This is a genomic window from Pseudomonas sp. LBUM1674 (assembly GCF_059695635.1).
Window position 1 is genome coordinate 2,013,919 of record NZ_CP166779.1, and the last position, 20,796, is coordinate 2,034,714.

Genomic DNA, 20,796 nt, shown 5'->3' on the forward strand with positions numbered 1-20,796 from the left:
TGATTACCGGTCAAAGCTGATCAGCCGATTTTTTATCGGAGTCAACCACTCGCCAAAGGGCGAGTGGTGAGCGATGCCCGACCGGAGCCGGTCGGGCGAGGGCGAATCAATATTCCCAGAACATCCGTTGCAGCTCTTTGCTGTCGTTGGTCTTGGTCAGCGCGACCATGGCCAGGATGCGAGCTTTCTGCGGGTTCAGGTCGTGGGCCACGACCCAGTCGTACTTGTCGTCAGGCTGTTCGGCGTTGCGCAGCACGAAACCGCCGGCGTTGACGTGGGACGAGCGGATGATTTGCACGCCGTCCTTGCGCAAGGCCTGCAGGGCTGGAACCACCCGCGAAGAGACCGAGCCGTTGCCGGTGCCGGCGTGGATGATGGCTTTGGCGCCCGACTGCGCCAGGGCTTTGTAGGCGGTATCGCTCACGTTGCCGTAGGAGTAGGCGATTTCGACGTTCGGCAGGCTCTCGATAGTTTTGATGTCGAATTCCGAATCCATGGTGTGGCGCTTGGCCGGCATGCGGAACCAGTAGGATTTACCTTCCACGACCATGCCCAGCGGGCCCCAGGCGCTTTTGAAGGCTTCGGTCTTGATGTTGATCATCTTGCTGACGTCGCGACCCGACTGGATTTCATCGTTCATGGTCACCAGTACGCCTTTGCCCCGCGCTTCTTTGCTGCCGGCCACGGCCACGGCGTTGTACAGGTTGAGCATGCCGTCGGCGGACATTGCGGTGCCCGGGCGCATGGACCCGACGACGATGATCGGCTTGTCGGTTTTTTCCACCAGGTTCAGGAAGTAGGCGGTTTCTTCCAGGGTGTCGGTGCCGTGGGTGATGACGATGCCATCGACGTCGTTGCTGTCGGCCAGTTCAGCCACACGACGACCCAGCTGCAGCAGGTTGTCGTTGGTGATGCTTTCGGAGGCGATCTGCATGACCTGTTCGCCTCGAACGTTGGCCAACTGGCTCAGTTCCGGGACCCCGGCGATCAATTGTTCGATGCCGACTTTCGCCGCCTGGTAGGTCGCGCTATTGGCCGCGCTGGCACCGGCGCCGGCAATGGTGCCGCCAGTGGCCAGGATCACCACGTTTGCCAGTTTCTGTTGGGTTTGTGCTTCTTTTGCCTGAAGGGCGGTGGGCAAGAGAAGCAAGAGGGCCAAGGCGCCCGGAACGAAGGTCTTGAAAACAGATGTCATTATTTTTCTCTTTAGTAGTCAGACGGGTGCTGATGCAAGTTCATCTAGATACGGCCAAGGCGATCTGAACGCCTGGGGTGCAGAGAAGGAGCAGGATTCGTACCAGACATACGCTGTATTGGAAATTCCCTGTAACCTAATGATTTGTATCATTATTTCAATGAAAAGTGCTGGTTGTGACAATGCTGGGTCGTCCGGTTTTCCGAACAGGTGCGGCATTCGTGTTCGGCTATCCGACAGCCCCGACTTCTGTTAGCACTGCGGATAACGGGAATGCCTCTTTCTGCCACTCAAAAACACAAAACGGCGCTTTTCCGTCGTTGACAAATATCAGCAGGGTTCGCATAGTTCGGTCTCGCAAACGTTTGCGCGGTTCTATCGATGGCTTGATCCTTCGCCGGCCGCGATGATGCCTACGTCAGCGCAAGCATTGCTCACAATAATCATAAGATCGGAGTGAACCCATGAAGCTGCCATTCGCTGGACGTCTTCTCGCTGTCGCTATGCTGGCTGCCGCATCCGCGGCGTTGCCTGTCTCTTCGGCGTTCGCCGAAACCCCTGAAAAACCTAAAGTCGCGCTGGTCATGAAATCCCTGGCCAACGAATTCTTCCTGACCATGGAAGACGGCGCCAAGGCCTACCAGAAAGACCACTCCGGCGACTTCGAGCTGATCTCCAATGGCATCAAGGACGAAACCGATACGGCGAACCAGATCCGTATCGTCGAGCAGATGATCGTGTCCAGGGTCAATGCGCTGGTCATCGCGCCAGCGGACTCCAAGGCCATGGTGCCGGTGATCAAGAAAGCGGTGGATGCCGGCATCACCGTGGTCAACATCGATAACCAGCTGGACCCGGCGGTGGTCAAAAGCAAAAACATCACGGTGCCGTTCGTAGGCCCGGATAACCGCAAAGGCGCGCGCCTGGTGGGTGAGTACCTGGCGAAACAGCTGAAGGCCGGTGACGAAGTCGGCATCATCGAAGGCGTCTCCACCACCACCAACGCCCAGGCCCGTACGGCAGGCTTCAAGGATGCGATGGAAGCGGCGCAGATCAAGGTCGTCTCCTTGCAATCCGGTGATTGGGAAATCAACAAGGGCAACCAGGTTGCCTCCTCCATGCTCAGCGAATACCCGAACATCAAGGCCCTGCTGGCGGGCAACGACAGCATGGCCGTCGGCGCGGTGTCTGCCGTGCGTGCCGCCGGCAAGGCGGGCAAGGTACAAGTGGTCGGCTACGACAACATCAACGCCATCAAGCCCATGCTCAAGGACGGCCGCGTACTGGCCACCGCTGACCAGTTCGCGGCACGGCAGGCCGTGTTCGGCATCGAGACCGCGCTGAAGATCATCAAGGGCGAGAAAGTCGACGGCGGCGTCAATGGCGTCATTGAAACTCCGGTAGAGCTGGTGACCCAGTAGTCCTCCTGGCGACACAAACTGTGCTCGCCCGTCCGGGTGAGCACGTGAGCACGTGAGCACGTGGAGAGTTTTATGTCAGTTTTCGCCCCGAACGCTGTCCTCTCGGTCAGCGGCATCGGCAAGACCTACGCCCAACCGGTCCTGACCGGCATCGACCTGACGCTGATGCGCGGTGAAGTGCTGGCCCTGACCGGCGAGAACGGCGCGGGCAAAAGCACGCTGTCGAAAATCATTGGCGGGCTGGTCGCGCCGACCACCGGCCAGATGCAGTTCCAGGGCCAGGAGTATCGCCCCGGCAGCCGCACCCAGGCCGAAGACCTGGGCATCCGCATGGTCATGCAGGAACTCAATCTGCTGCCGACGCTGTCGGTGGCGGAAAACCTGTTTCTGCACAACCTGCCCAGCCATGGTGGCTGGATCAGCCGCAAGCAATTGCGCAAGGCGGCGATCGAGGCCATGGCTCAGGTCGGGCTCGACGCGATCGACCCGGACACCCTGGTCGGCGAACTCGGCATCGGCCATCAGCAAATGGTCGAGATCGCACGCAACCTGATCGGCGACTGCCATGTGCTGATCCTCGACGAACCGACCGCGATGCTCACCGCCCGCGAAGTCGAGATGCTGTTCGAGCAGATCACCCGCCTGCAGGCGCGCGGCGTCTCGATCATCTACATTTCCCATCGCCTCGAAGAACTGGCACGGGTCGCCCAGCGCATCGCGGTATTGCGTGACGGCAACCTCGTCTGCGTCGAGCCGATGGCCAATTACAACAGTGAGCAACTGGTCACGTTGATGGTCGGTCGTGAACTCGGCGAACACATCGACATGGGCCCGCGCCAGATCGGCGCTCCAGCGTTGACGGTCACAGGCCTGACCCGTTCCGACAAGGTCCGCGACGTGTCCTTTGAAGTGCGCGCCGGCGAGATCTACGGGATTTCCGGTTTGATCGGGGCAGGGCGCACCGAGTTGTTGCGCCTGATTTTCGGCGCCGACACGGCGGACAGTGGCACCGTTGCACTGGGCTCGCCGGCGCGGGTCGTCAGTATCCGTTCGCCAGCGGATGCGGTCGGCCACGGCATTGCCCTGATCACCGAAGACCGCAAAGGCGAAGGCCTGCTGCTGACCCAATCGATCAGCGCCAATATTGCCCTGGGCAATATGCCGGTGATTTCCAGCGGCGGCTTCGTCAATAACGCTGACGAGATCGCCCTGGCCCAGCGTCAGATCGACGCCATGCGCATTCGCAGTTCCAGCCCCACCCAGTTGGTCTCCGAGTTGTCCGGCGGCAACCAGCAGAAAGTCGTGATCGGCCGCTGGCTGGAGCGCGACTGCTCGGTGATGCTGTTCGATGAGCCGACCCGCGGCATCGACGTTGGCGCCAAGTTCGACATCTATGCGTTGCTCGGCGAGTTGACCCGTCAGGGCAAGGCGCTGGTGGTGGTGTCCAGCGACCTGCGCGAATTGATGCTGATCTGCGACCGCATCGGCGTGCTCTCGGCGGGTCGCCTGATCGACACCTTCGAGCGCGACAGCTGGACCCAGGATGACTTGCTCGCCGCCGCATTCGCCGGCTATCAACAACGTGATGCGTTGCTCAACGAAGCAGCGCCCAGGGATCTTTCATGACTACTGCAACGTCCGTCGGCAAACGTAGTGGCAACTTTTACGGCCTCGGTACCTACCTGGGCCTGGCCGGTGCCTTGCTGGCCATGGTCGCGCTGTTCTCGGTCCTGAGCAGCCATTTTCTGTCGTACGACACCTTCAGCACCCTCGCCAACCAGATCCCGGACCTGATGGTGCTGGCGGTCGGCATGACGTTCGTGTTGATCATCGGCGGCATCGACCTGTCGGTCGGTTCGGTGCTGGCGCTCGCGGCATCGACGGTCAGCGTGGCGATTCTCGGCTGGGGCTGGAGCGTGCTGCCGGCGGCGCTGTTGGGCATGGGTGCCGCGGCATTGGCCGGGACCATCACCGGCTCGATCACCGTCGCCTGGCGGATTCCGTCGTTCATCGTGTCCCTCGGCGTGCTGGAAATGGCCCGCGGCGTGGCGTATCAGATGACCGGGTCGCGTACGGCCTATATCGGTGACGCCTTCGCCTGGCTGTCCAACCCGATCGTCTTTGGCATCTCGCCGTCGTTCATCATCGCCTTGCTGATCATCTTCATTGCCCAGGCCGTGCTGACTCGTACCGTGTTCGGTCGCTACCTGATCGGCATCGGCACCAACGAAGAGGCGGTGCGCCTGGCGGGGATCAATCCAAAACCCTACAAGATCCTGGTGTTCAGCCTGATGGGGCTCCTGGCCGGTATCGCCGCGTTGTTTCAGATTTCCCGGCTGGAAGCAGCGGATCCGAATGCCGGCTCCGGCCTGGAGCTGCAAGTGATCGCCGCGGTGGTGATTGGCGGCACCAGCCTGATGGGTGGCCGCGGTTCGGTCATCAGTACTTTCTTCGGCGTGCTGATCATTTCGGTATTGGCCGCCGGTCTGGCGCAGATCGGCGCGACCGAACCGACCAAACGCATCATCACCGGCGCGGTCATCGTGGTGGCGGTGGTGCTCGATACTTATCGCAGTCAGCGCGCAAGCCGGCGGACCTGAGTCATGGCAACAATCAAGGATGTGGCAGCGCTGGCGGGAATTTCCTACACCACCGTGTCCCACGTGATGAACAAGACCCGGCCAGTCAGCGAAGAAGTGCGGGTCAAGGTCGAGGCCGCGATCAAGACGCTCGACTACGTGCCCAGTGCGGTGGCTCGATCGCTCAAGGCCAAGACCACGGCGACCATCGGCCTGTTGGTGCCCAATAGCCTCAACCCGTACTTCGCCGAACTGGCGCGAGGGATCGAGGACTACTGCGAGCGCAATGGCTATTGCGTGATCCTGTGCAATTCCGACGACAATCCAGACAAACAGCGCAGCTACCTGCGGGTGCTGTTGGAAAAACGTATCGACGGCTTGATCGTGGCGTCGGCCGGCGGCGATGCGGGACTGGCGCAAGGCCTGGCGGGCGTGCGCACGCCGATGGTGATCGTCGACCGAGGGCTGGAAGGGGTCGATGCCGACCTGGTGCGCATCGATCATGAGTACGGCGCCTACCTGGCGACCCGGCACCTGCTGGAGTTGGGGCATCGTGACATCGCCACCATCGGCGGTCCGGCGCATACCAGCGTGGCGCAGATGCGACTGGCCGGGTATTGCCGCGCCTTGCAAGAGGCCGGGGTAGAAGTACCTCCCGAACGCATGCTGGAAAGCGACTTCACCAGCACTGGCGGCTACAGCGCTGCGGCGATTCTGTTGGAAAAGAACCCACCCAGCGCGATTTTTGCCGGCAACGACATGATCGGCATCGGCGTGCTGCGAGCCGCCGCCGAGCGCAATATTCGAATACCGACCGAACTGTCGGTGATCGGCTTCGACGATATCCAGATGAGTCGTTATGTCTACCCGGCGCTGACCACCGTCGGCCAGTCGATCCTGCAACTCGGCGAGATGGCCGCTGAAGTGCTGTTGCGCCGGATCGCCACGCCGGCCATGGCCACCGATCAACGGATCGTGACGCCCAGTATTGTCCTGCGCGAATCGACGGCGCCGCTGGCCGGTGTGTTTGACCAGTACCGTTGAATCGAAAGCACCGCGGAATCGAAAGCACAGTTGAACCGAAGCTTCACTTAATTGAAAGCTGCGCTTAATCGAAAGCTCCGCAAACCGAAAGCTCCGCAAACCGAAAGCTCCGCAAAACCGAATTGATGAGTAGTGATGTATGCCAGCAAAAGTAGTGGTGATAGGCAGCCTGAACATGGACCTGGTGACCCGGGCGCCGCGGCTGCCCCGAGGCGGCGAAACGCTGATCGGCCAGTCGTTTGCCACGGTTCCCGGTGGCAAGGGCGCGAATCAGGCGGTGGCCGCGGCTCGGCTGGGCGCGCAGGTATCGATGGTCGGCTGCGTGGGCAGCGACGCCTATGGCGCACAGCTGCGCGGGGCGCTGTTGGCCGAGCAGATCGATTGCCAGGCGGTCAGCGTGGTTGACGATTCCAGCGGCGTGGCGTTGATCGTGGTCGACGACAACAGTCAGAACGCGATCGTGATCGTCGCCGGGGCCAACGGCGCGCTGACGCCAGAAGTGATCGACCGTTTCGACCCGGTGTTGCAGGCGGCGGATGTGATCATCTGTCAGCTGGAAGTGCCGGATGCCACGGTCGGCCATGCGCTCAAGCGCGGCCGTGAGTTGGGCAAGACCCTGATTCTGAACCCGGCGCCGGCCAGTCGCCCGCTGCCGGCGGACTGGTACGCGGCCATCGATTACCTGATTCCCAACGAAAGCGAGGCCGCGGCCCTGAGCGGGTTGCCCGTGGACTCTCTGGACACCGCTGAAACGGCCGCCACCCGCTTGATCGCCATGGGCGCCGCCAAGGTGATCATCACCCTCGGTGCGCATGGATCGCTGTTTGCCAACGGTACAGGCTTCGAACATTTTCCGGCGCCGAAGGTGAAAGCGGTCGATACCACGGCGGCGGGCGACACCTTCGTCGGCGGCTTCGCCGCAGCACTGGCGGCCGGCAAAAGCGAAGCCGAAGCGATCCGTTTCGGCCAAGTCGCTGCGGCGCTGTCGGTGACCCGTGCCGGCGCGCAGCCGTCGATTCCCACCTTGTCCGACGTACAGGCCTTTAGAGCACCATGAAGAAGACCCCTTTGCTCAACGTCGCCCTGTCGCGACTGATCGCTTCCCTGGGCCATGGCGACCGGGTGGTGATTGGCGATGCCGGCCTGCCGGTGCCACCAGGCGTCGAACTGATCGACCTGGCGCTGACCCACGGCATTCCGGATTTCGTCAGCACCTTGAAGGTCGTACTCAGTGAAATGCAGGTTGAAAGCCACGTGCTGGCCCAGGAGATCCTGCACAAGAAACCCTCGGCACTGGCGACCCTGGATGAGCTGGACGTCGAAGGTGCACTAGGTCGGCGTGAGCTGCTCAGCCATGAACAATTCAAAGTCCTCAGCCGCCAGGCGCGGGCGATCGTTCGCACCGGGGAATGTCAGCCGTACTGCAACGTCATCCTGGTGGCCGGGGTCACGTTTTAACGGGTTTTCCCCACGCACAAGGAGTGCGCCATGACCGCTATGCTCAGAAATTGCATCATCTGCTACGGAGCCTGCCGCTTTTGTCCAAGATCACCGCAACAAGCGCCCAGGCGGCGCAAAAAATCGACCTAATCATCGACACCGACCCGGGTGCCGACGACGTGGTGGCCTTGCTGTTTGCCCTGGCGTCGCCGCAAGAACTGAACATTCGTGCGCTGACCACCGTCGCCGGCAATGTTCGCCTGGACAAGACCTCGCGCAATGCGCGGCTGGCCCGCGAGTGGGCAGGGCGCGAGGAGGTGCCGGTGTATGCCGGTGCGCCGAAGCCGCTGATGCGCACGCCGATCTACGCCGAGGACATCCATGGCATGGAAGGCTTGTCGGGTGTCGCCGTCCACGAGCCAAAGGCGGGTCTGGCCGAAGGCGGCGCGGTCAATTACCTGATCGATACCTTGAAGGCCGCCAAGCCCCACAGCATCACCATCGCCATGCTCGGTCCGCAGACCAACCTGGCGCTGGCCTTGATCCAGGCGCCCGGAATCGTTCAGGGCATCAAGGAAGTCGTGGTCATGGGCGGGGCGCACTTCAACGGTGGCAATATCACACCGGTGGCCGAGTTCAACCTGTTTGCCGACCCGCAGGCGGCGGAGGTCGTGCTCAAGAGTGGCGTGAAGCTGACCTACCTGCCGCTGGACGTGACCCACAAGATTCTCACCAGCGAGGCACGCCTGAAGCAGATCGCGGCAATCAACAACAATGCCAGCAGGCTGGTGAGCAGTATTCTCAATGAGTACGTCAAAGGCGACATGGCGCACTACGGGCTTGCTGGTGGCCCGGTGCATGACACCACGGTGATCGCCTACCTGCTCAAGCCCGAGCTATTCACCGGTCGTTCAGTGAACGTGGTGGTCGATAGTCGCGAAGGCCCGACTTTCGGCCAGACTATCGTTGACTGGTATGACGGCCTGGGTGCGCCAAAGAATGCCTTCTGGGTCGAAAACGGCGACGCCCAGGGCTTCTTTGACCTGCTGACCGAGCGTCTGGCACGCTTGAAGTAAGCTGCGGGCCCGCGGGTGCCAGCCTGTGGGTCTCAGTTCCTGGCTGTCTGCGCGATGCCCAGGAAATTTTTCGGATACTTTTCGAACACCTGCGCGATGAATGAGTGGGCGGCTTCGGTTCCCAGCTCCTTGACCAATAGATCGATCGCGATGATTGCCAACTCTTCCGGGCTGCCGGGGCTGTAGGAGCTATGGCCCTGTGGCCAACTGGCGTTGATGTTGGCGTCGATGCTTACGGTGGTCATGAGGGTGCTCGTGAAGTCGGAAAGTCTGAGTGTGAAGTTAACCATTTTGCGCGACGTTTGGCACTCCGACTTAGGCATGAGAGGAGGGCTATGCGACACTTGGCCTTTGATGGATTTTCAAGGACCGTGCTGTGCAGATCGATTTGAACACTCCTGACGGCTTGACCCTTGAAGCCGTGCGCCAGCTGTTGGCCTGCGCCAGCGACGATGAACACACTCAGCTGCGGGTCACCAAGGGCGGCATCGCCTACATTTCGTCGGGCGTCGTGGGGGGCACCGATATCGACGGGCTATTGTTTCGCCTGGAAACCTGGGCCAAGGGCTCCGGTTATGTCGGGCGTGTCGCGGCCAGCGACGAGGTCTGGGTCATGCAGATCTTCAATGCGCTGAAACAGAACTGGCCGAATCCGCCCTTCGACTACATCGATGTCTATTGAGACTTGTTCATATTCAGTCATGATTGCGCGGTGGACAGTCGCGGATGCTCAGGCAAACTCGCCGCTTTTCATGATCGAGGGCAGGGTGCTGGTACGCCCTGGGAAACCAAACGCCAGATTGGCGGTCGCACGATCTCAGCTCAACTATTGAAAAAAGGAGGCTTCATGCCTTGGAAGCTCGCGTCATTGGGTACTTTGCTGGCCGCTGCCATGTTGGCCGGTTGCAGCACTACCTCCACCGAGTCGACAACAGACCCTGTCACGACCTCTGACACGGGGCACAGCCGTTGTGAGGCAAAAGCTGCCGAATTCACCATTGGCAAAAAGGCTTCGCCCGAACTGCTGGAGCAGGCGCGTACCCGTGCAGGGGCACAGAATGCACGGTTCCTCCTGCCCACCGACATGGTGACGCTGGAGTACCGCTCCGATCGCCTGAACCTGAACACCGATGCCAGCCGGGTGGTCACCCGCGTCAACTGCGGCTGATTGCTTCACGTTGGTTGCGCCCATAAAAAACCCCGTCACATGGACGGGGTTTTTTTAGTGCGCCAGAAACTTACTCTGGGCGGACTTGCGCAGCTTGCATACCCTTTTGGCCTTTCTCAGCCACGAAGGAAACAGTCTGGCCTTCTTTCAGGCTTTTGAAACCGTCGCTTTCGATAGCTTTGAAGTGTACGAACAGGTCGTCACCGCCACCTTGAGGAGTGATGAAGCCGAAGCCTTTTTCATCGTTGAACCATTTAACGGTGCCGGTTTGGCGATTAGACATGGTGTATCTCCAAGAAACATATATTTTCAGTAGTACTGTGCTGCTCAGGCCAACTGGGCACACCGGGGTATCATAGTCGAAATGTTCGCTTTGGGAGCCCCCCGGACGTGCTGTTTGTCCTACAGTCACCCTTTCTTTGTTGCCTTGTATGGCTGAAAGCCCCGGTTTTAAAGGCTTTCAGCTAAAAGTAAAGACGATAAAAAAAGCTGTAAAACCTGCAAAAATCGTAGGAAAAAACCCTTTTCAGAGGCTTTTCATCGTCGAATGAGGCCTTGAAAGCCGTCAGTCAGGCTTACTTTTTCGCCTTGGGATCGGCCTTGCACGAAGCGATTTGCGTCAGTGCTTTCTGTTTAAGGGCGTCACTGGCCGTGTTGTCCATCAAGGCCTGGATGTCGCCGGCCGGGTACGATTTGATCGCATCAGCCCCACAAGCACAGTGAGATTTCGCTGCAGCCGCGCCAATCTGAGGGGTGGCTGCCTGGGTGCACTGAGCCATGTACTTCTCGCGCTCGCCCTTTGGCCAATCGGCATGGGCGGCCAGTGGCAGCAGCAGGACGACGGGGGCGATTACCGCGAATAAACGATTCAGACGCATGCTGGGATGCTCCTTGTGGGTCAATGTCTTGTTATCTGAGGGGTAAAGCGGGGTTCAAGTTCAGCACTCTGGCATAAAAACCGCTGATTTGCCCCGGTAGCCGTCCCGCTGCGGCGACGACCGTTCATCTGTGCTAGCATGCCTCGCTCGGGCGTTTGCAGGCTCCGGATGACCTTCAGTCCCGGTGGCGGCAAAGGCGCGAACAACCCTGATTTGAATCCCAGTCACTCTGGTTCGGTTTTCCGGTTGGCCGCAAGGCTCCTGCCGCTGTAAGGCAGGCGTTCGTCATTGAATGGCCTGGATCGGATCTTGTACTGGCTCATCCCAACCCACGTGACCTTTGGTAGGGGTCACCACTAGGAGAGGAGGCGCCATGCCAACTATTACTCTTCCCGACGGCAGTCAACGTTCATTCGATCACCCGGTTTCCGTAGCCGAGGTCGCCGCATCCATTGGTGCCGGTCTGGCCAAGGCCACCGTGGCCGGCAAGGTCGATGGCAAGCTGGTTGACGCCAGCGACCTCATCGACAGCGATTCCACGCTGCAAATCATTACGCCAAAGGATGAAGAGGGGCTGGAGATCATTCGCCACTCTTGCGCCCACTTGGTTGGCCACGCGGTCAAGCAGCTGTACCCGACGGCCAAAATGGTTATCGGCCCGGTCATCGACGAAGGCTTCTATTACGACATCGCCTTCGAACGTCCCTTCACCCCGGACGACCTGGCCGCCATCGAACAGCGCATGCAACAGCTGATCGAAAAAGATTACGACGTGATCAAGAAAGTCACTCCGCGCGCCGAAGTGATCGAAGTGTTCAAGGCCCGCGGCGAAGACTACAAGCTGCGCCTGGTCGAGGACATGCCGAACGAACAGGCCATGGGCCTGTACTATCACGAAGAATACGTCGACATGTGCCGCGGTCCGCACGTGCCGAACACGCGCTTCCTGAAATCCTTCAAGCTGACCAAGTTGTCCGGCGCCTACTGGCGTGGCGATGCGAAAAACGAGCAATTGCAGCGCGTTTACGGCACCGCATGGGCTGACAAGAAGCAGCTGGCGGCATACATCCAGCGCATCGAAGAAGCTGAAAAACGCGATCACCGCAAGATCGGCAAGCGCCTGGGCCTGTTCCACACCCAGGAAGAGTCGCCGGGCATGGTGTTCTGGCACCCGAACGGCTGGACCCTGTACCAGGTGCTCGAGCAGTACATGCGCAAGGTTCAGCGCGACAACGGTTACCTGGAGATCAAGACTCCTCAGGTGGTTGACCGCAGCCTGTGGGAGAAATCCGGGCACTGGGCCAACTACGCCGACAACATGTTCACCACCCAGTCGGAAAACCGCGACTACGCCATCAAGCCGATGAACTGCCCTTGCCACGTACAGGTGTTCAATCAGGGCCTGAAAAGCTACCGCGAGCTGCCGATGCGCCTGGCCGAATTCGGTGCCTGTCACCGTAACGAGCCATCGGGTGCGCTGCACGGCATCATGCGCGTGCGTGCCTTTACCCAGGACGACGCCCACATCTTCTGCACCGAAGAGCAGATGCAGGCCGAATCCGCTGCGTTCATCAAGCTGACCATGGACGTTTATGCCGACTTCGGCTTCAAAGACGTCGAGATGAAGCTGTCCACTCGTCCGGAAAAACGCGTCGGTTCCGACGAGCTGTGGGATCGCGCCGAAGCGGCACTGGCTGCAGCCCTTGATAGTGCTGGGCTGCCGTACGATCTGCAGCCGGGCGAGGGTGCGTTCTACGGTCCGAAGATCGAATTTTCGCTGAAAGATTGCCTTGGCCGTGTCTGGCAGTGTGGTACCCTTCAGCTCGATTTTAACCTGCCTGTCCGTCTGGGAGCCGAATACGTCTCCGAAGACAACAGTCGCAAGCACCCGGTGATGTTGCATCGGGCGATCCTGGGCTCCTTCGAACGTTTCGTCGGAATCCTGATCGAGCACTACGAGGGTGCGTTCCCCGCGTGGCTGGCTCCGACCCAGGCAGTGATCATGAATATCACTGATAAACAGGCCGATTTTGCCGCCGAGGTCGAAAAAACCCTCAACGAAAGCGGATTTCGTGCCAAGTCTGACTTGAGAAATGAAAAGATCGGCTTTAAAATCCGCGAGCATACTTTGCTCAAGGTTCCCTATCTCTTGGTTATTGGAGATCGGGAAGTCGAGATGCAGACTGTCGCTGTGCGTACTCGTGAAGGTGCTGACCTGGGCTCGATGCCCGTCGCCCAGTTCGCTGAGTTTCTCGCGCAAGCGGTTTCCCGGCGTGGTCGCCCAGATTCGGAGTAATTACTATTAAGCGTGAAATGAGACAAGATAAACGAGCTGCACCGAAAGCCCCGATCAACGAGAATATCTCGGCACGCGAGGTTCGGTTAATTGGGGCTGAAGGTGAACAGCTTGGGATTGTGTCAATTGAAGACGCGCTTCTTAAGGCTGAAGAGGCCAAACTGGATCTGGTGGAAATTTCCGCCGATGCAGTACCCCCTGTTTGCAAACTGATGGACTACGGCAAATCGATCTTCGAGAAGAAGAAGCAGGTTGCCGCGGCCAAGAAAAACCAGAAGCAGATTCAGGTTAAAGAAATCAAGTTTCGTCCAGGGACGGAGGAAGGGGATTACCAGGTAAAACTGCGCAACCTGGTACGTTTCCTGAGTGATGGGGACAGGGCCAAGGTATCCTTGCGATTCCGCGGCCGTGAGATGGCCCACCAGGAGCTGGGGATGGAACTCCTCAAGCGAGTTGAAGGTGACTTGCTCGAGTACGGTTCGGTCGAACAGCATCCTAAGATGGAAGGACGCCAACTGATCATGGTCATCGCCCCGAAAAAGAAGAAGTAATCATTTGGGCACGGCAGGCCTACTGATTATGTTTATCAACTGAATGCGGAGTATCCGAACATGCCAAAAATGAAAACTAAAAGTGGTGCTGCTAAGCGGTTTCTGAAAACTGCTAACGGTATCAAGCACAAGCACGCTTTCAAGAGCCACATCCTGACTAAAATGTCGACCAAGCGTAAGCGTCAACTGCGCGGTAGCAGCTTGCTGGCACCGTGTGACGTGGCAAAAGTCGAGCGCATGCTGCGCCTTCGTTAATTTTAGTCAAGAATAGAGGAAGTAACTCATGGCTCGTGTAAAGCGTGGCGTCATTGCCCGTAAACGTCACAAAAAAATTCTGAAACTTGCTAAAGGCTACTACGGTGCTCGTTCGCGCGTATTCCGTGTTGCCAAGCAAGCGGTAATCAAGGCAGGCCAATACGCCTACCGTGACCGTCGTCAGAAAAAACGTCAGTTCCGCGCTCTGTGGATCGCTCGTATCAACGCTGGTGCACGTATCAACGGTCTGTCCTACAGCCGTTTCATCGCCGGCCTGAAAAAAGCGTCCATCGAGATCGACCGCAAGGTTCTGGCTGATCTGGCAGTGAACGAAAAAGCGGCGTTTGCTGCGATTGTCGAGAAAGCTAAAGCCACCTTGGCTTAAGTACCCCCGACAGTCACCCGGCCTCACCTCTGTGGGGCCAGGTGTTAAACGTCATAAATAGGGGAAGAGCCTTCAAGCTCTTCCCCTATTTTGTATCTGGAGTCTGTACATGGAAAACCTGGATGCGCTCGTCTCTCAAGCACTAGAGGCTGTGCAAAGCGCTGAAGATATCAATGCCCTGGAGCAAATCCGGGTTCACTACCTTGGCAAGAAGGGCGAATTGACTCAGGTGATGAAGACCCTGGGGAATCTGCCGGCCGAAGAGCGTCCGCAAGTCGGCGCCCTGATCAACGTTGCCAAGGAGCGTGTCACAGAGGTTCTCAATGCGCGCAAGGCACTGTTTGAAGAGGCCGACCTGGCCGCCAAACTGTCCGCCGAGTCCATTGACGTGACCCTGCCTGGCCGCGGCCAGACCTCGGGTGGTCTGCATCCGGTTACTCGCACTCTGGAACGTATCGAACAGTTCTTCACCCACATCGGCTACGGCATTGCCGAAGGCCCTGAGGTCGAAGACGACTACCACAACTTCGAAGCGCTCAACATCCCAGGCCATCACCCGGCCCGGTCGATGCATGACACCTTCTATTTCAATGCCAACATGTTGCTGCGCACCCATACCTCGCCGGTACAGGTCCGCACCATGGAATCGAAACAGCCGCCGATCCGCATCGTCTGCCCAGGCCGTGTGTACCGCAGCGACTCCGATATCACCCACTCGCCGATGTTCCACCAGGTCGAAGGCCTGCTGGTCGATCGCGACATCAATTTCGCCGACCTCAAAGGCACCATCGAAGAGTTCCTGCGCGTGTTCTTCGAAAAAGAACTGGCCGTGCGGTTCCGCCCTTCGTACTTCCCGTTCACCGAGCCATCCGCTGAAGTCGACATGGAATGCGTGATGTGCAGCGGTAAAGGCTGCCGTGTCTGCAAACAGACCGGCTGGCTGGAAGTCATGGGCTGCGGCATGGTTCACCCCAACGTGCTGCGCATGTCCGGGATCGACCCGGAAGAGTTTTCGGGCTTTGCCTTCGGCATGGGCGTTGAGCGTCTGGCCATGCTGCGTTACGGCGTGAACGACTTGCGTCTGTTCTTCGACAACGACTTGCGGTTCCTCGCGCAATTTCGCTAGTCGTAACGAATTCTTAGGAGAGCAGGATGAAATTCAGTGAAAAATGGCTGCGTGGCTGGGTTAGCCCGCAGGTAGGTCGCGACGAGCTGGTTGCCCGTCTGTCGATGGCCGGTCTTGAGGTCGATAGCGTAACGCCGGCCGCCGGCGAATTCACCGGTGTGGTGGTGGGCGAGGTGCTGAGCACCGAGCAGCACCCGGACGCCGACAAGCTGCGCGTGTGCCAGGTCAGCAACGGTTCGGAGACCTTCCAGGTGGTATGCGGTGCACCCAACGTGCGCCCGGGCCTGAAGATCCCGTTCGCCATGATCGGTGCCGAACTGCCAGGCGACTTCAAGATCAAGAAAGCCAAGCTGCGTGGCGTCGAGTCCAACGGCATGCTGTGCTCCCAGGTCGAGCTGCAAGTCGGTGAAGGCAACGACGGCCTGATGGAATTGCCGGACGATGCACCGGTCGGCGCGGACATCCGTGAATACCTGGGCCTGGACGACTCGAGCATCGAGGTCGACCTGACCCCGAACCGCGGCGACTGCCTGTCCCTGGCCGGCCTGGCCCGTGAAGTCGGTGCGCTGTACGCCACCGAAGTCACCCGTCCGGTCATCGCCACCGTTCCAGCCGTGCACGACGAAGTGCGTTCGGTTGAAGTGTTGGCGCCCGCCGCCTGCCCGCGTTACCTGGGTCGCGTGATCCGTAACGTCGACCTGTCCAAGGCTACGCCACTGTGGATGGTCGAGCGTCTGCGTCGTGCCGACGTGCGCAGCATCGACGCCGCCGTCGACATCACCAACTACGTGATGCTGGAGCTGGGTCAACCGCTGCACGCGTTCGATCTCGCCGAAATCAATGGCGGCATCCGCGTGCGCATGGCCGAAGAAGGCGAAAAGCTGGTACTGCTCGACGGCCAGGAAGTCAGCCTGCGTAGCGATACGCTGGTGATCGCCGACCATACCCGCGCCCTGGCCATCGCCGGCGTCATGGGGGGCGAGCACAGCGGCGTCAACACCGCGACCACCCGCGATGTATTCCTTGAAAGCGCATTTTTCGACCAGATCGCCGTGGCCGGCAAGGCCCGCTCCTACGGCCTGCACACCGACGCCTCGCACCGCTACGAGCGTGGCGTGGACTGGCAGCTGGCCCGTGAAGCCATGGAGCGCGCCACTGGCCTGCTGCTGGACATCACCGGTGGCGAAGCCGGCCCGATCATCGAAACCGTCAGCGAGCAGCACCTGCCGAAGATCGCCCCGGTCACCCTGCGTGCCCAGCGCATCACCCAGATGCTCGGCATGGAAATGAACCCGGCCGAAGTCGAGCGCCTGCTCAACGCCCTGGGCCTGACCGTTTCCGCCGACGGGGCAGGGCAGTGGCGCGTAGAAGTGCCAAGCCATCGCTTCGACATCAGCCTGGAAGTCGACCTGATCGAAGAACTGGCCCGCCTGTACGGCTACAACCGTCTGCCGGTTCGCTACCCGCAAGCTCGCCTGGCACCGCAAGCCAAGGCTGAAGCCCGCAGCGACCTGCCTGAGCTGCGCCGTCTGCTGGTGGCCCGTGGCTATCAGGAAGCGATCACCTACAGCTTCATCGATCCGAAACAATTCGAGTTGTTTAATCCGGGTGTCGAACCGCTGCTGCTGGCCAACCCGATCTCCAACGACATGGCCGCCATGCGCTCGTCGCTGTGGCCCGGCCTGGTCAAGGCGCTGCAGCACAACCTCAACCGCCAGCAGGATCGCGTCCGCCTGTTCGAAAGCGGCCTGCGCTTCGTCGGTCAGCTGGCAGGCTTGAAGCAAGAGCCAATGCTCGCGGGCGTCGTCTGCGGCAGCCGTCTGCCGGAAGGCTGGGCCCAAGGTCGCGATGTCGTCGACTTCTTCGACGTCAAGGCCGACGTGGAAGCGGTGCTGGGTTTCGCCGGTGCCCTGGATTCGTTCACCTTCGTGCCGGGCAAACACCCTGCATTGCACCCGGGTCAAACCGCGCGCATAGAACGTGAAGGACGCCTGGTCGGCTTCGTCGGTGCTATCCACCCCGAATTGTCGAAAACCCTCGGTCTCGACCGTCTGGTCTTCGTCTTCGAGCTGGTTCTGGCTGAAGTGGCACTGGGGAAAATGCCTAAATTCCAGGAGTTATCGCGCTTTCCTGAAGTGCGACGTGACCTGGCCCTGATTGCGCACAAGGACGTCGCGGCCAGCGCCGTGCTGGACGTAATCCGTGAGAATGCAGGCGAATGGCTGACAGACCTCAGGCTATTTGACGTGTATCAGGGTAAAGGCATTGATCCTGATAGAAAAAGCCTTGCAGTCGGCTTGACCTGGCAGCATCCATCGCGCACTCTTAATGACGATGAGGTGAATACCACGACACAAAACATCCTCACCTCGCTCGAACAAAGGTTGAACGCCACGTTAAGGAAGTGACGTATGGGGGCTTTGACGAAAGCTGAGATGGCGGAACGTCTGTATGAAGAGCTGGGCCTGAACAAACGGGAAGCCAAGGAATTGGTCGAACTGTTTTTTGAAGAAATCAGGCACGCGCTTGAAGACAACGAACAAGTCAAATTGTCCGGTTTCGGCAATTTCGACCTTCGGGACAAACGCCAGCGGCCTGGCCGCAATCCGAAAACGGGGGAAGAAATCCCGATCACGGCGCGCCGTGTGGTCACCTTTCGTCCAGGGCAGAAGTTGAAGGCCCGAGTTGAGGCTTATGCTGGAACCAAGTCATAACGACGAGCTACCCGTCATCCCAGGCAAACGCTACTTCACCATTGGTGAAGTCAGCGAGCTATGCGCGGTAAAACCGCACGTGCTGCGCTACTGGGAGCAGGAGTTTCCTCAACTCAACCCCGTCAAACGCCGCGGAAACCGCCGGTATTATCAGCGCCAGGACGTGCTGATGATCCGGCAGATCCGCGCGCTCCTTTACGATCAGGGGTTCACCATCGGCGGCGCACGCTTGCGTTTGTCCGGCGATGAAGCCAAAGATGACACCACCCAGTACAAGCAGATGATCCGGCAGATGATTGCCGAGTTGGAAGATGTGCTGGTTGTGCTCAAGAAATAAATTTCTGCTTTTAAATACTTCCAGTTTTCAAAAGCTTGCGATATATTCTTGAGCGTCCCTCGAGATGAGGGACGAGTTTCACGCCTAGTCGGGGCGTAGCGCAGTCCGGTAGCGCACTAGCATGGGGTGCTAGGGGTCGAGTGTTCGAATCACTCCGTCCCGACCATATTTTTCAATGACTTAGCCCAATCTTTTCAGGTTGGGCTTTTTCATGTGCGTGAGATTTGCGTGACTGCTCTAAATTTCACGCCTGCTTTCTCTTCAAAATTGTCAGGACCGGTCCACGCGAATCGGTTGCTGATACCATGTTCGCAGCTTCGATCAGATGCCCGAGTTCCGCGCCCGAGTAGTGACTGGTGATGCTGCCGTTCTTGTGGCCCAGAAGAGCCTTGCGATCTTCCTCGGTTACGCCTGCTGCACGCAGTCGGCGGCCAAACGTGTGTTTGAGGTCGTGGATCCTTATGGATGCATAACCTGGGTGAGCGGGGCGAAGGTTTTCCTCCTGCCAGAGTTTCGCCGCTCTCACCCGAGCCTTCTTCCAGGCTGAGTCGTTCATTCGATGCATCGCGGTGCCGTTGTAAGGGAAAACCCATTCCTTGCTCAGGCCTCTCTGCTTGTCGATGATCGACTTGGCCACGTTGTTGAGCACAACCAGGCGCTCATCACCGTTTTTCACTCCGGACCGTTCGTGTCGCCCGCCAAAGTCAGCCGGTATCAGAAAAACACTGGTCCCGAGTTCCGGTACCGAAATCTCCCAATCCCATCTCAGCTTGCAGACCTCCTGCTCCCGCGTGCCGGTGTTAACCTTGAACAACGCCATCGTCTGCAGGTGAGCCGGCAATTCCGCAAACAGAATCGATTGTTCCGGCCATGACATCGGATACGGCTTGCGGCTCGACTTTTTCTCTTCCAGTTTCGTGAGCATCGGCACGCTATCCAGCCACGGCCTTCGCTCATCGTCTCGCCACTTCCTGGCACATAACGACAAAATCCGAACCACACGCTCGATCGATATATTCACCGTTCTGTTGCTCACACCCTTCTTTACCTTCCCGCCCTCGAGCTTCTTGGTCGCCAGTCTGTCCTTGATGAATGGCTCCAGGGCCTGGTCATCAATGTGGGTCAGCTGCATGTCGCCAATGAACGGGTCCAGCTGGGAAAGGTGGTGCGCCGACAGCTTGATTGAAGGCTGGTCCTTGAACTCCAGCAGGAAGCGAGTGGCCGCCTCCCGCCAAGTCCTGACCCTCTTCACGCCGTACACCTTCTGTTGCCGGATTTGTTCCAGCCGGTAAATCAGGTAGCGTTCCGCTTCTTCCCGGTCACCAGTTCCAGTGCTTTCGTAAAGTCGTTCTCCGTTGATTTTCTTGTCGATATGCCAGATGCCTTTCCTTTCGGAGAGGCCTGTGATCGATTTTCGCGCCATGATTTATCTCCTTTCAGGCGCTCGCTGCGGGGCAATTGTTGCTCCGGGGCGCGTTTTTTATCAATTGCTTTGGCCTCGACGTACGCCGTTGCCCAGTCATCCAGTTCCTGTCGGTCGAATCCAACACCGCGCTCACCGATGGGGAATTCACTGACATAGGGTCGGACTGTTTTGTCGAACTCGGCGCGGCACATGCCCAGGTAGATGGGAGCGGCGCCGGCGCGAATGAAGCGGGGGAGGATGTTTTCGCGTCGGGGCCGGGAGGGCGCCTGCGCCAGTTCTGCAGACATAAGTGCTCCATGCTGCGCGTGGCAGCAGGTGGTTATTGGGTGGCTGACGCTTTTGCATGACCTGCGCACGCCTTCGTGGGTTCGCCCTGCTCATCCAGGTGCGCGTGGCACATAAAGCCTTTGCGGTCGTGCGCCATGAACTCGGCATCGCAAGTGGTGATGGGCGATTGATTGGCAATTGATCCCAGCCTGTAGGCGCACCCATGGCACGCGCCGTTCGGATCGCACTTGCTGGCGATCAGGACGCCCTGGCATGCACCAATAATGGTTGACAGGTTCACGCTGGTGAATTTGTCGGGGTGGACGCCACACTCTTCGATCAGCACCTGGTCACTCATCTCCGCGCAGTTCTCGGCCACCGAGTTGGCCATGCCGATAAACTGGGCCATCAGTTCCACCAGGCGCTGCGAGCCGTTTCTCTGGAGGTAGCTTGTCAGCGCCTCCCTTCGCATCGCCAAATCGAATTGAGCGATGCCCGCCAAATCCATGGCATCGCTCCGGCTCATGCTGTATTCGCAATTTTCAGCCATAGAAATTCCTCGCCCACCGTTCTCCGGCAGGCTGGTAAATAAAGAAGTGGGTTATCATTGGATACAACCGTAGAATGATGTTCTCATT

General features: G+C 59.2%; 24 protein-coding genes and 1 tRNA gene. 18 read left to right on the forward strand and 7 right to left on the reverse strand.

The genetic code is table 11. From position 1 onward, the window contains the following. Positions 1–106 precede the first annotated feature (106 nt). Positions 107–1,195, reverse strand: coding sequence for an asparaginase (locus ACA067_RS09405; protein ID WP_497461499.1), 1,089 nt, complete (start codon positions 1,193–1,195; stop codon positions 107–109). 464 nt (positions 1,196–1,659) lie between these two features. Here ACA067_RS09405 and ACA067_RS09410 point away from each other — a divergent pair, with 464 nt between their 5' ends. From ACA067_RS09410 to ACA067_RS09440, 7 genes are all read left to right on the forward strand, one after another. Further along, complete coding sequence (locus ACA067_RS09410) at positions 1,660–2,616, forward strand: sugar ABC transporter substrate-binding protein (protein ID WP_497461500.1); 957 nt, start codon at positions 1,660–1,662, stop codon at positions 2,614–2,616. Between the two features lie 72 nt (positions 2,617–2,688). Next, positions 2,689–4,242: a sugar ABC transporter ATP-binding protein gene (locus ACA067_RS09415; protein ID WP_497461501.1), complete on the forward strand. Its 1,554-nt coding sequence runs from the start codon at positions 2,689–2,691 to the stop codon at positions 4,240–4,242. After that, complete coding sequence (locus ACA067_RS09420) at positions 4,239–5,216, forward strand: ABC transporter permease (protein ID WP_497456258.1); 978 nt, start codon at positions 4,239–4,241, stop codon at positions 5,214–5,216. The genes ACA067_RS09415 and ACA067_RS09420 overlap by 4 nt, the downstream gene beginning before the upstream one ends. Positions 5,217–5,219: 3 nt before the next feature. Then, positions 5,220–6,239, forward strand: a complete 1,020-nt coding sequence (locus ACA067_RS09425; protein WP_497461502.1) for a LacI family DNA-binding transcriptional regulator — start codon at positions 5,220–5,222, stop codon at positions 6,237–6,239. 139 nt (positions 6,240–6,378) lie between these two features. After that, the gene (gene rbsK / locus ACA067_RS09430) at positions 6,379–7,296 is read left to right on the forward strand and encodes a ribokinase (RefSeq protein WP_497461503.1); all 918 of its coding nucleotides are present in this window, start codon (positions 6,379–6,381) and stop codon (positions 7,294–7,296) included. Continuing rightward, positions 7,293–7,697 (forward strand): D-ribose pyranase, encoded by a 405-nt coding sequence (rbsD, locus tag ACA067_RS09435; protein ID WP_497461504.1) that lies wholly within the window; start codon positions 7,293–7,295, stop codon positions 7,695–7,697. The genes rbsK and rbsD overlap by 4 nt, the downstream gene beginning before the upstream one ends. 23 nt (positions 7,698–7,720) lie before the next feature. After that, positions 7,721–8,755: a nucleoside hydrolase gene (locus ACA067_RS09440; protein ID WP_497461505.1), complete on the forward strand. Its 1,035-nt coding sequence runs from the start codon at positions 7,721–7,723 to the stop codon at positions 8,753–8,755. 32 nt (positions 8,756–8,787) lie between these two features. Here the strand turns inward: ACA067_RS09440 and ACA067_RS09445 are convergent, their stop codons facing one another. Next, positions 8,788–9,000 (reverse strand): hypothetical protein, encoded by a 213-nt coding sequence (locus tag ACA067_RS09445; protein WP_497461506.1) that lies wholly within the window; start codon positions 8,998–9,000, stop codon positions 8,788–8,790. A 131-nt stretch (positions 9,001–9,131) separates the two neighbouring features. On the opposite strand from ACA067_RS09445, the gene ACA067_RS09450 reads away from it, so the two are divergent. Together ACA067_RS09450 and ACA067_RS09455 are read left to right on the forward strand one after the other, a co-directional pair. Next, positions 9,132–9,437 carry a hypothetical protein gene (locus ACA067_RS09450; protein ID WP_497456264.1) on the forward strand — a complete coding sequence of 102 codons (306 nt, stop codon included), beginning with the start codon at positions 9,132–9,134 and terminating at the stop codon, positions 9,435–9,437. Between the two features lie 165 nt (positions 9,438–9,602). Further along, the gene (locus ACA067_RS09455; protein WP_064676879.1) at positions 9,603–9,923 is read left to right on the forward strand and encodes an I78 family peptidase inhibitor; all 321 of its coding nucleotides are present in this window, start codon (positions 9,603–9,605) and stop codon (positions 9,921–9,923) included. Between the two features lie 70 nt (positions 9,924–9,993). On the opposite strand, the gene ACA067_RS09460 is transcribed toward ACA067_RS09455, so the two are convergent. Beyond that, positions 9,994–10,206 carry a cold-shock protein gene (locus tag ACA067_RS09460; protein ID WP_003179963.1) on the reverse strand — a complete coding sequence of 71 codons (213 nt, stop codon included), beginning with the start codon at positions 10,204–10,206 and terminating at the stop codon, positions 9,994–9,996. Between the two features lie 292 nt (positions 10,207–10,498). Continuing rightward, positions 10,499–10,801: a hypothetical protein gene (locus ACA067_RS09465; RefSeq protein ID WP_497461507.1), complete on the reverse strand. Its 303-nt coding sequence runs from the start codon at positions 10,799–10,801 to the stop codon at positions 10,499–10,501. A 373-nt stretch (positions 10,802–11,174) separates the two neighbouring features. Here ACA067_RS09465 and thrS point away from each other — a divergent pair, with 373 nt between their 5' ends. The 9 genes from thrS to ACA067_RS09510 all read left to right on the forward strand — a co-directional run bounded on the left by thrS (position 11,175) and on the right by ACA067_RS09510 (position 18,631). Further along, positions 11,175–13,097, forward strand: a complete 1,923-nt coding sequence (thrS, locus tag ACA067_RS09470; RefSeq protein WP_497461508.1) for a threonine--tRNA ligase — start codon at positions 11,175–11,177, stop codon at positions 13,095–13,097. Then, entirely contained in the window at positions 13,097–13,648 is a 552-nt protein-coding gene (gene infC, locus ACA067_RS09475) for a translation initiation factor IF-3 (protein WP_176469887.1), read from the forward strand. The genes thrS and infC overlap by 1 nt, the downstream gene beginning before the upstream one ends. 60 nt (positions 13,649–13,708) lie before the next feature. Then, on the forward strand, positions 13,709–13,903 hold the full coding sequence (rpmI, locus tag ACA067_RS09480) for a 50S ribosomal protein L35 (protein ID WP_008145659.1): 195 nt from the start codon (positions 13,709–13,711) through the stop codon (positions 13,901–13,903). Between the two features lie 28 nt (positions 13,904–13,931). Continuing rightward, complete coding sequence (gene rplT / locus ACA067_RS09485) at positions 13,932–14,288, forward strand: 50S ribosomal protein L20 (protein WP_007905879.1); 357 nt, start codon at positions 13,932–13,934, stop codon at positions 14,286–14,288. Positions 14,289–14,397: 109 nt separating this feature from the next. Further along, positions 14,398–15,414 (forward strand): phenylalanine--tRNA ligase subunit alpha, encoded by a 1,017-nt coding sequence (gene pheS, locus ACA067_RS09490; RefSeq protein ID WP_007905876.1) that lies wholly within the window; start codon positions 14,398–14,400, stop codon positions 15,412–15,414. 26 nt (positions 15,415–15,440) lie between these two features. Next, positions 15,441–17,822, forward strand: coding sequence for a phenylalanine--tRNA ligase subunit beta (gene pheT, locus ACA067_RS09495; RefSeq protein WP_497461509.1), 2,382 nt, complete (start codon positions 15,441–15,443; stop codon positions 17,820–17,822). A 3-nt stretch (positions 17,823–17,825) separates the two neighbouring features. Beyond that, positions 17,826–18,128 (forward strand): integration host factor subunit alpha, encoded by a 303-nt coding sequence (gene ihfA, locus ACA067_RS09500; protein WP_002553164.1) that lies wholly within the window; start codon positions 17,826–17,828, stop codon positions 18,126–18,128. Next, complete coding sequence (locus tag ACA067_RS09505; RefSeq protein ID WP_003179985.1) at positions 18,109–18,465, forward strand: MerR family transcriptional regulator; 357 nt, start codon at positions 18,109–18,111, stop codon at positions 18,463–18,465. The genes ihfA and ACA067_RS09505 overlap by 20 nt, the downstream gene beginning before the upstream one ends. A gap of 89 nt (positions 18,466–18,554) precedes the next feature. Continuing rightward, positions 18,555–18,631: transfer RNA gene (locus ACA067_RS09510), tRNA-Pro, on the forward strand. 78 nt (positions 18,632–18,709) lie between these two features. Here ACA067_RS09510 and ACA067_RS09515 read toward each other — a convergent pair. The 3 genes from ACA067_RS09515 to ACA067_RS09525 are packed head-to-tail and all read right to left on the reverse strand — an operon-like array spanning position 18,710 to position 20,708. Continuing rightward, entirely contained in the window at positions 18,710–19,873 is a 1,164-nt protein-coding gene (locus ACA067_RS09515) for a tyrosine-type recombinase/integrase (RefSeq protein ID WP_497462757.1), read from the reverse strand. Continuing rightward, positions 19,759–20,178, reverse strand: coding sequence for a hypothetical protein (locus ACA067_RS09520; protein ID WP_497461510.1), 420 nt, complete (start codon positions 20,176–20,178; stop codon positions 19,759–19,761). The genes ACA067_RS09515 and ACA067_RS09520 overlap by 115 nt, the downstream gene beginning before the upstream one ends. Before the next feature lie 32 nt (positions 20,179–20,210). Further along, complete coding sequence (locus ACA067_RS09525) at positions 20,211–20,708, reverse strand: hypothetical protein (protein ID WP_497461511.1); 498 nt, start codon at positions 20,706–20,708, stop codon at positions 20,211–20,213. Positions 20,709–20,796: the final 88 nt, after the last annotated feature.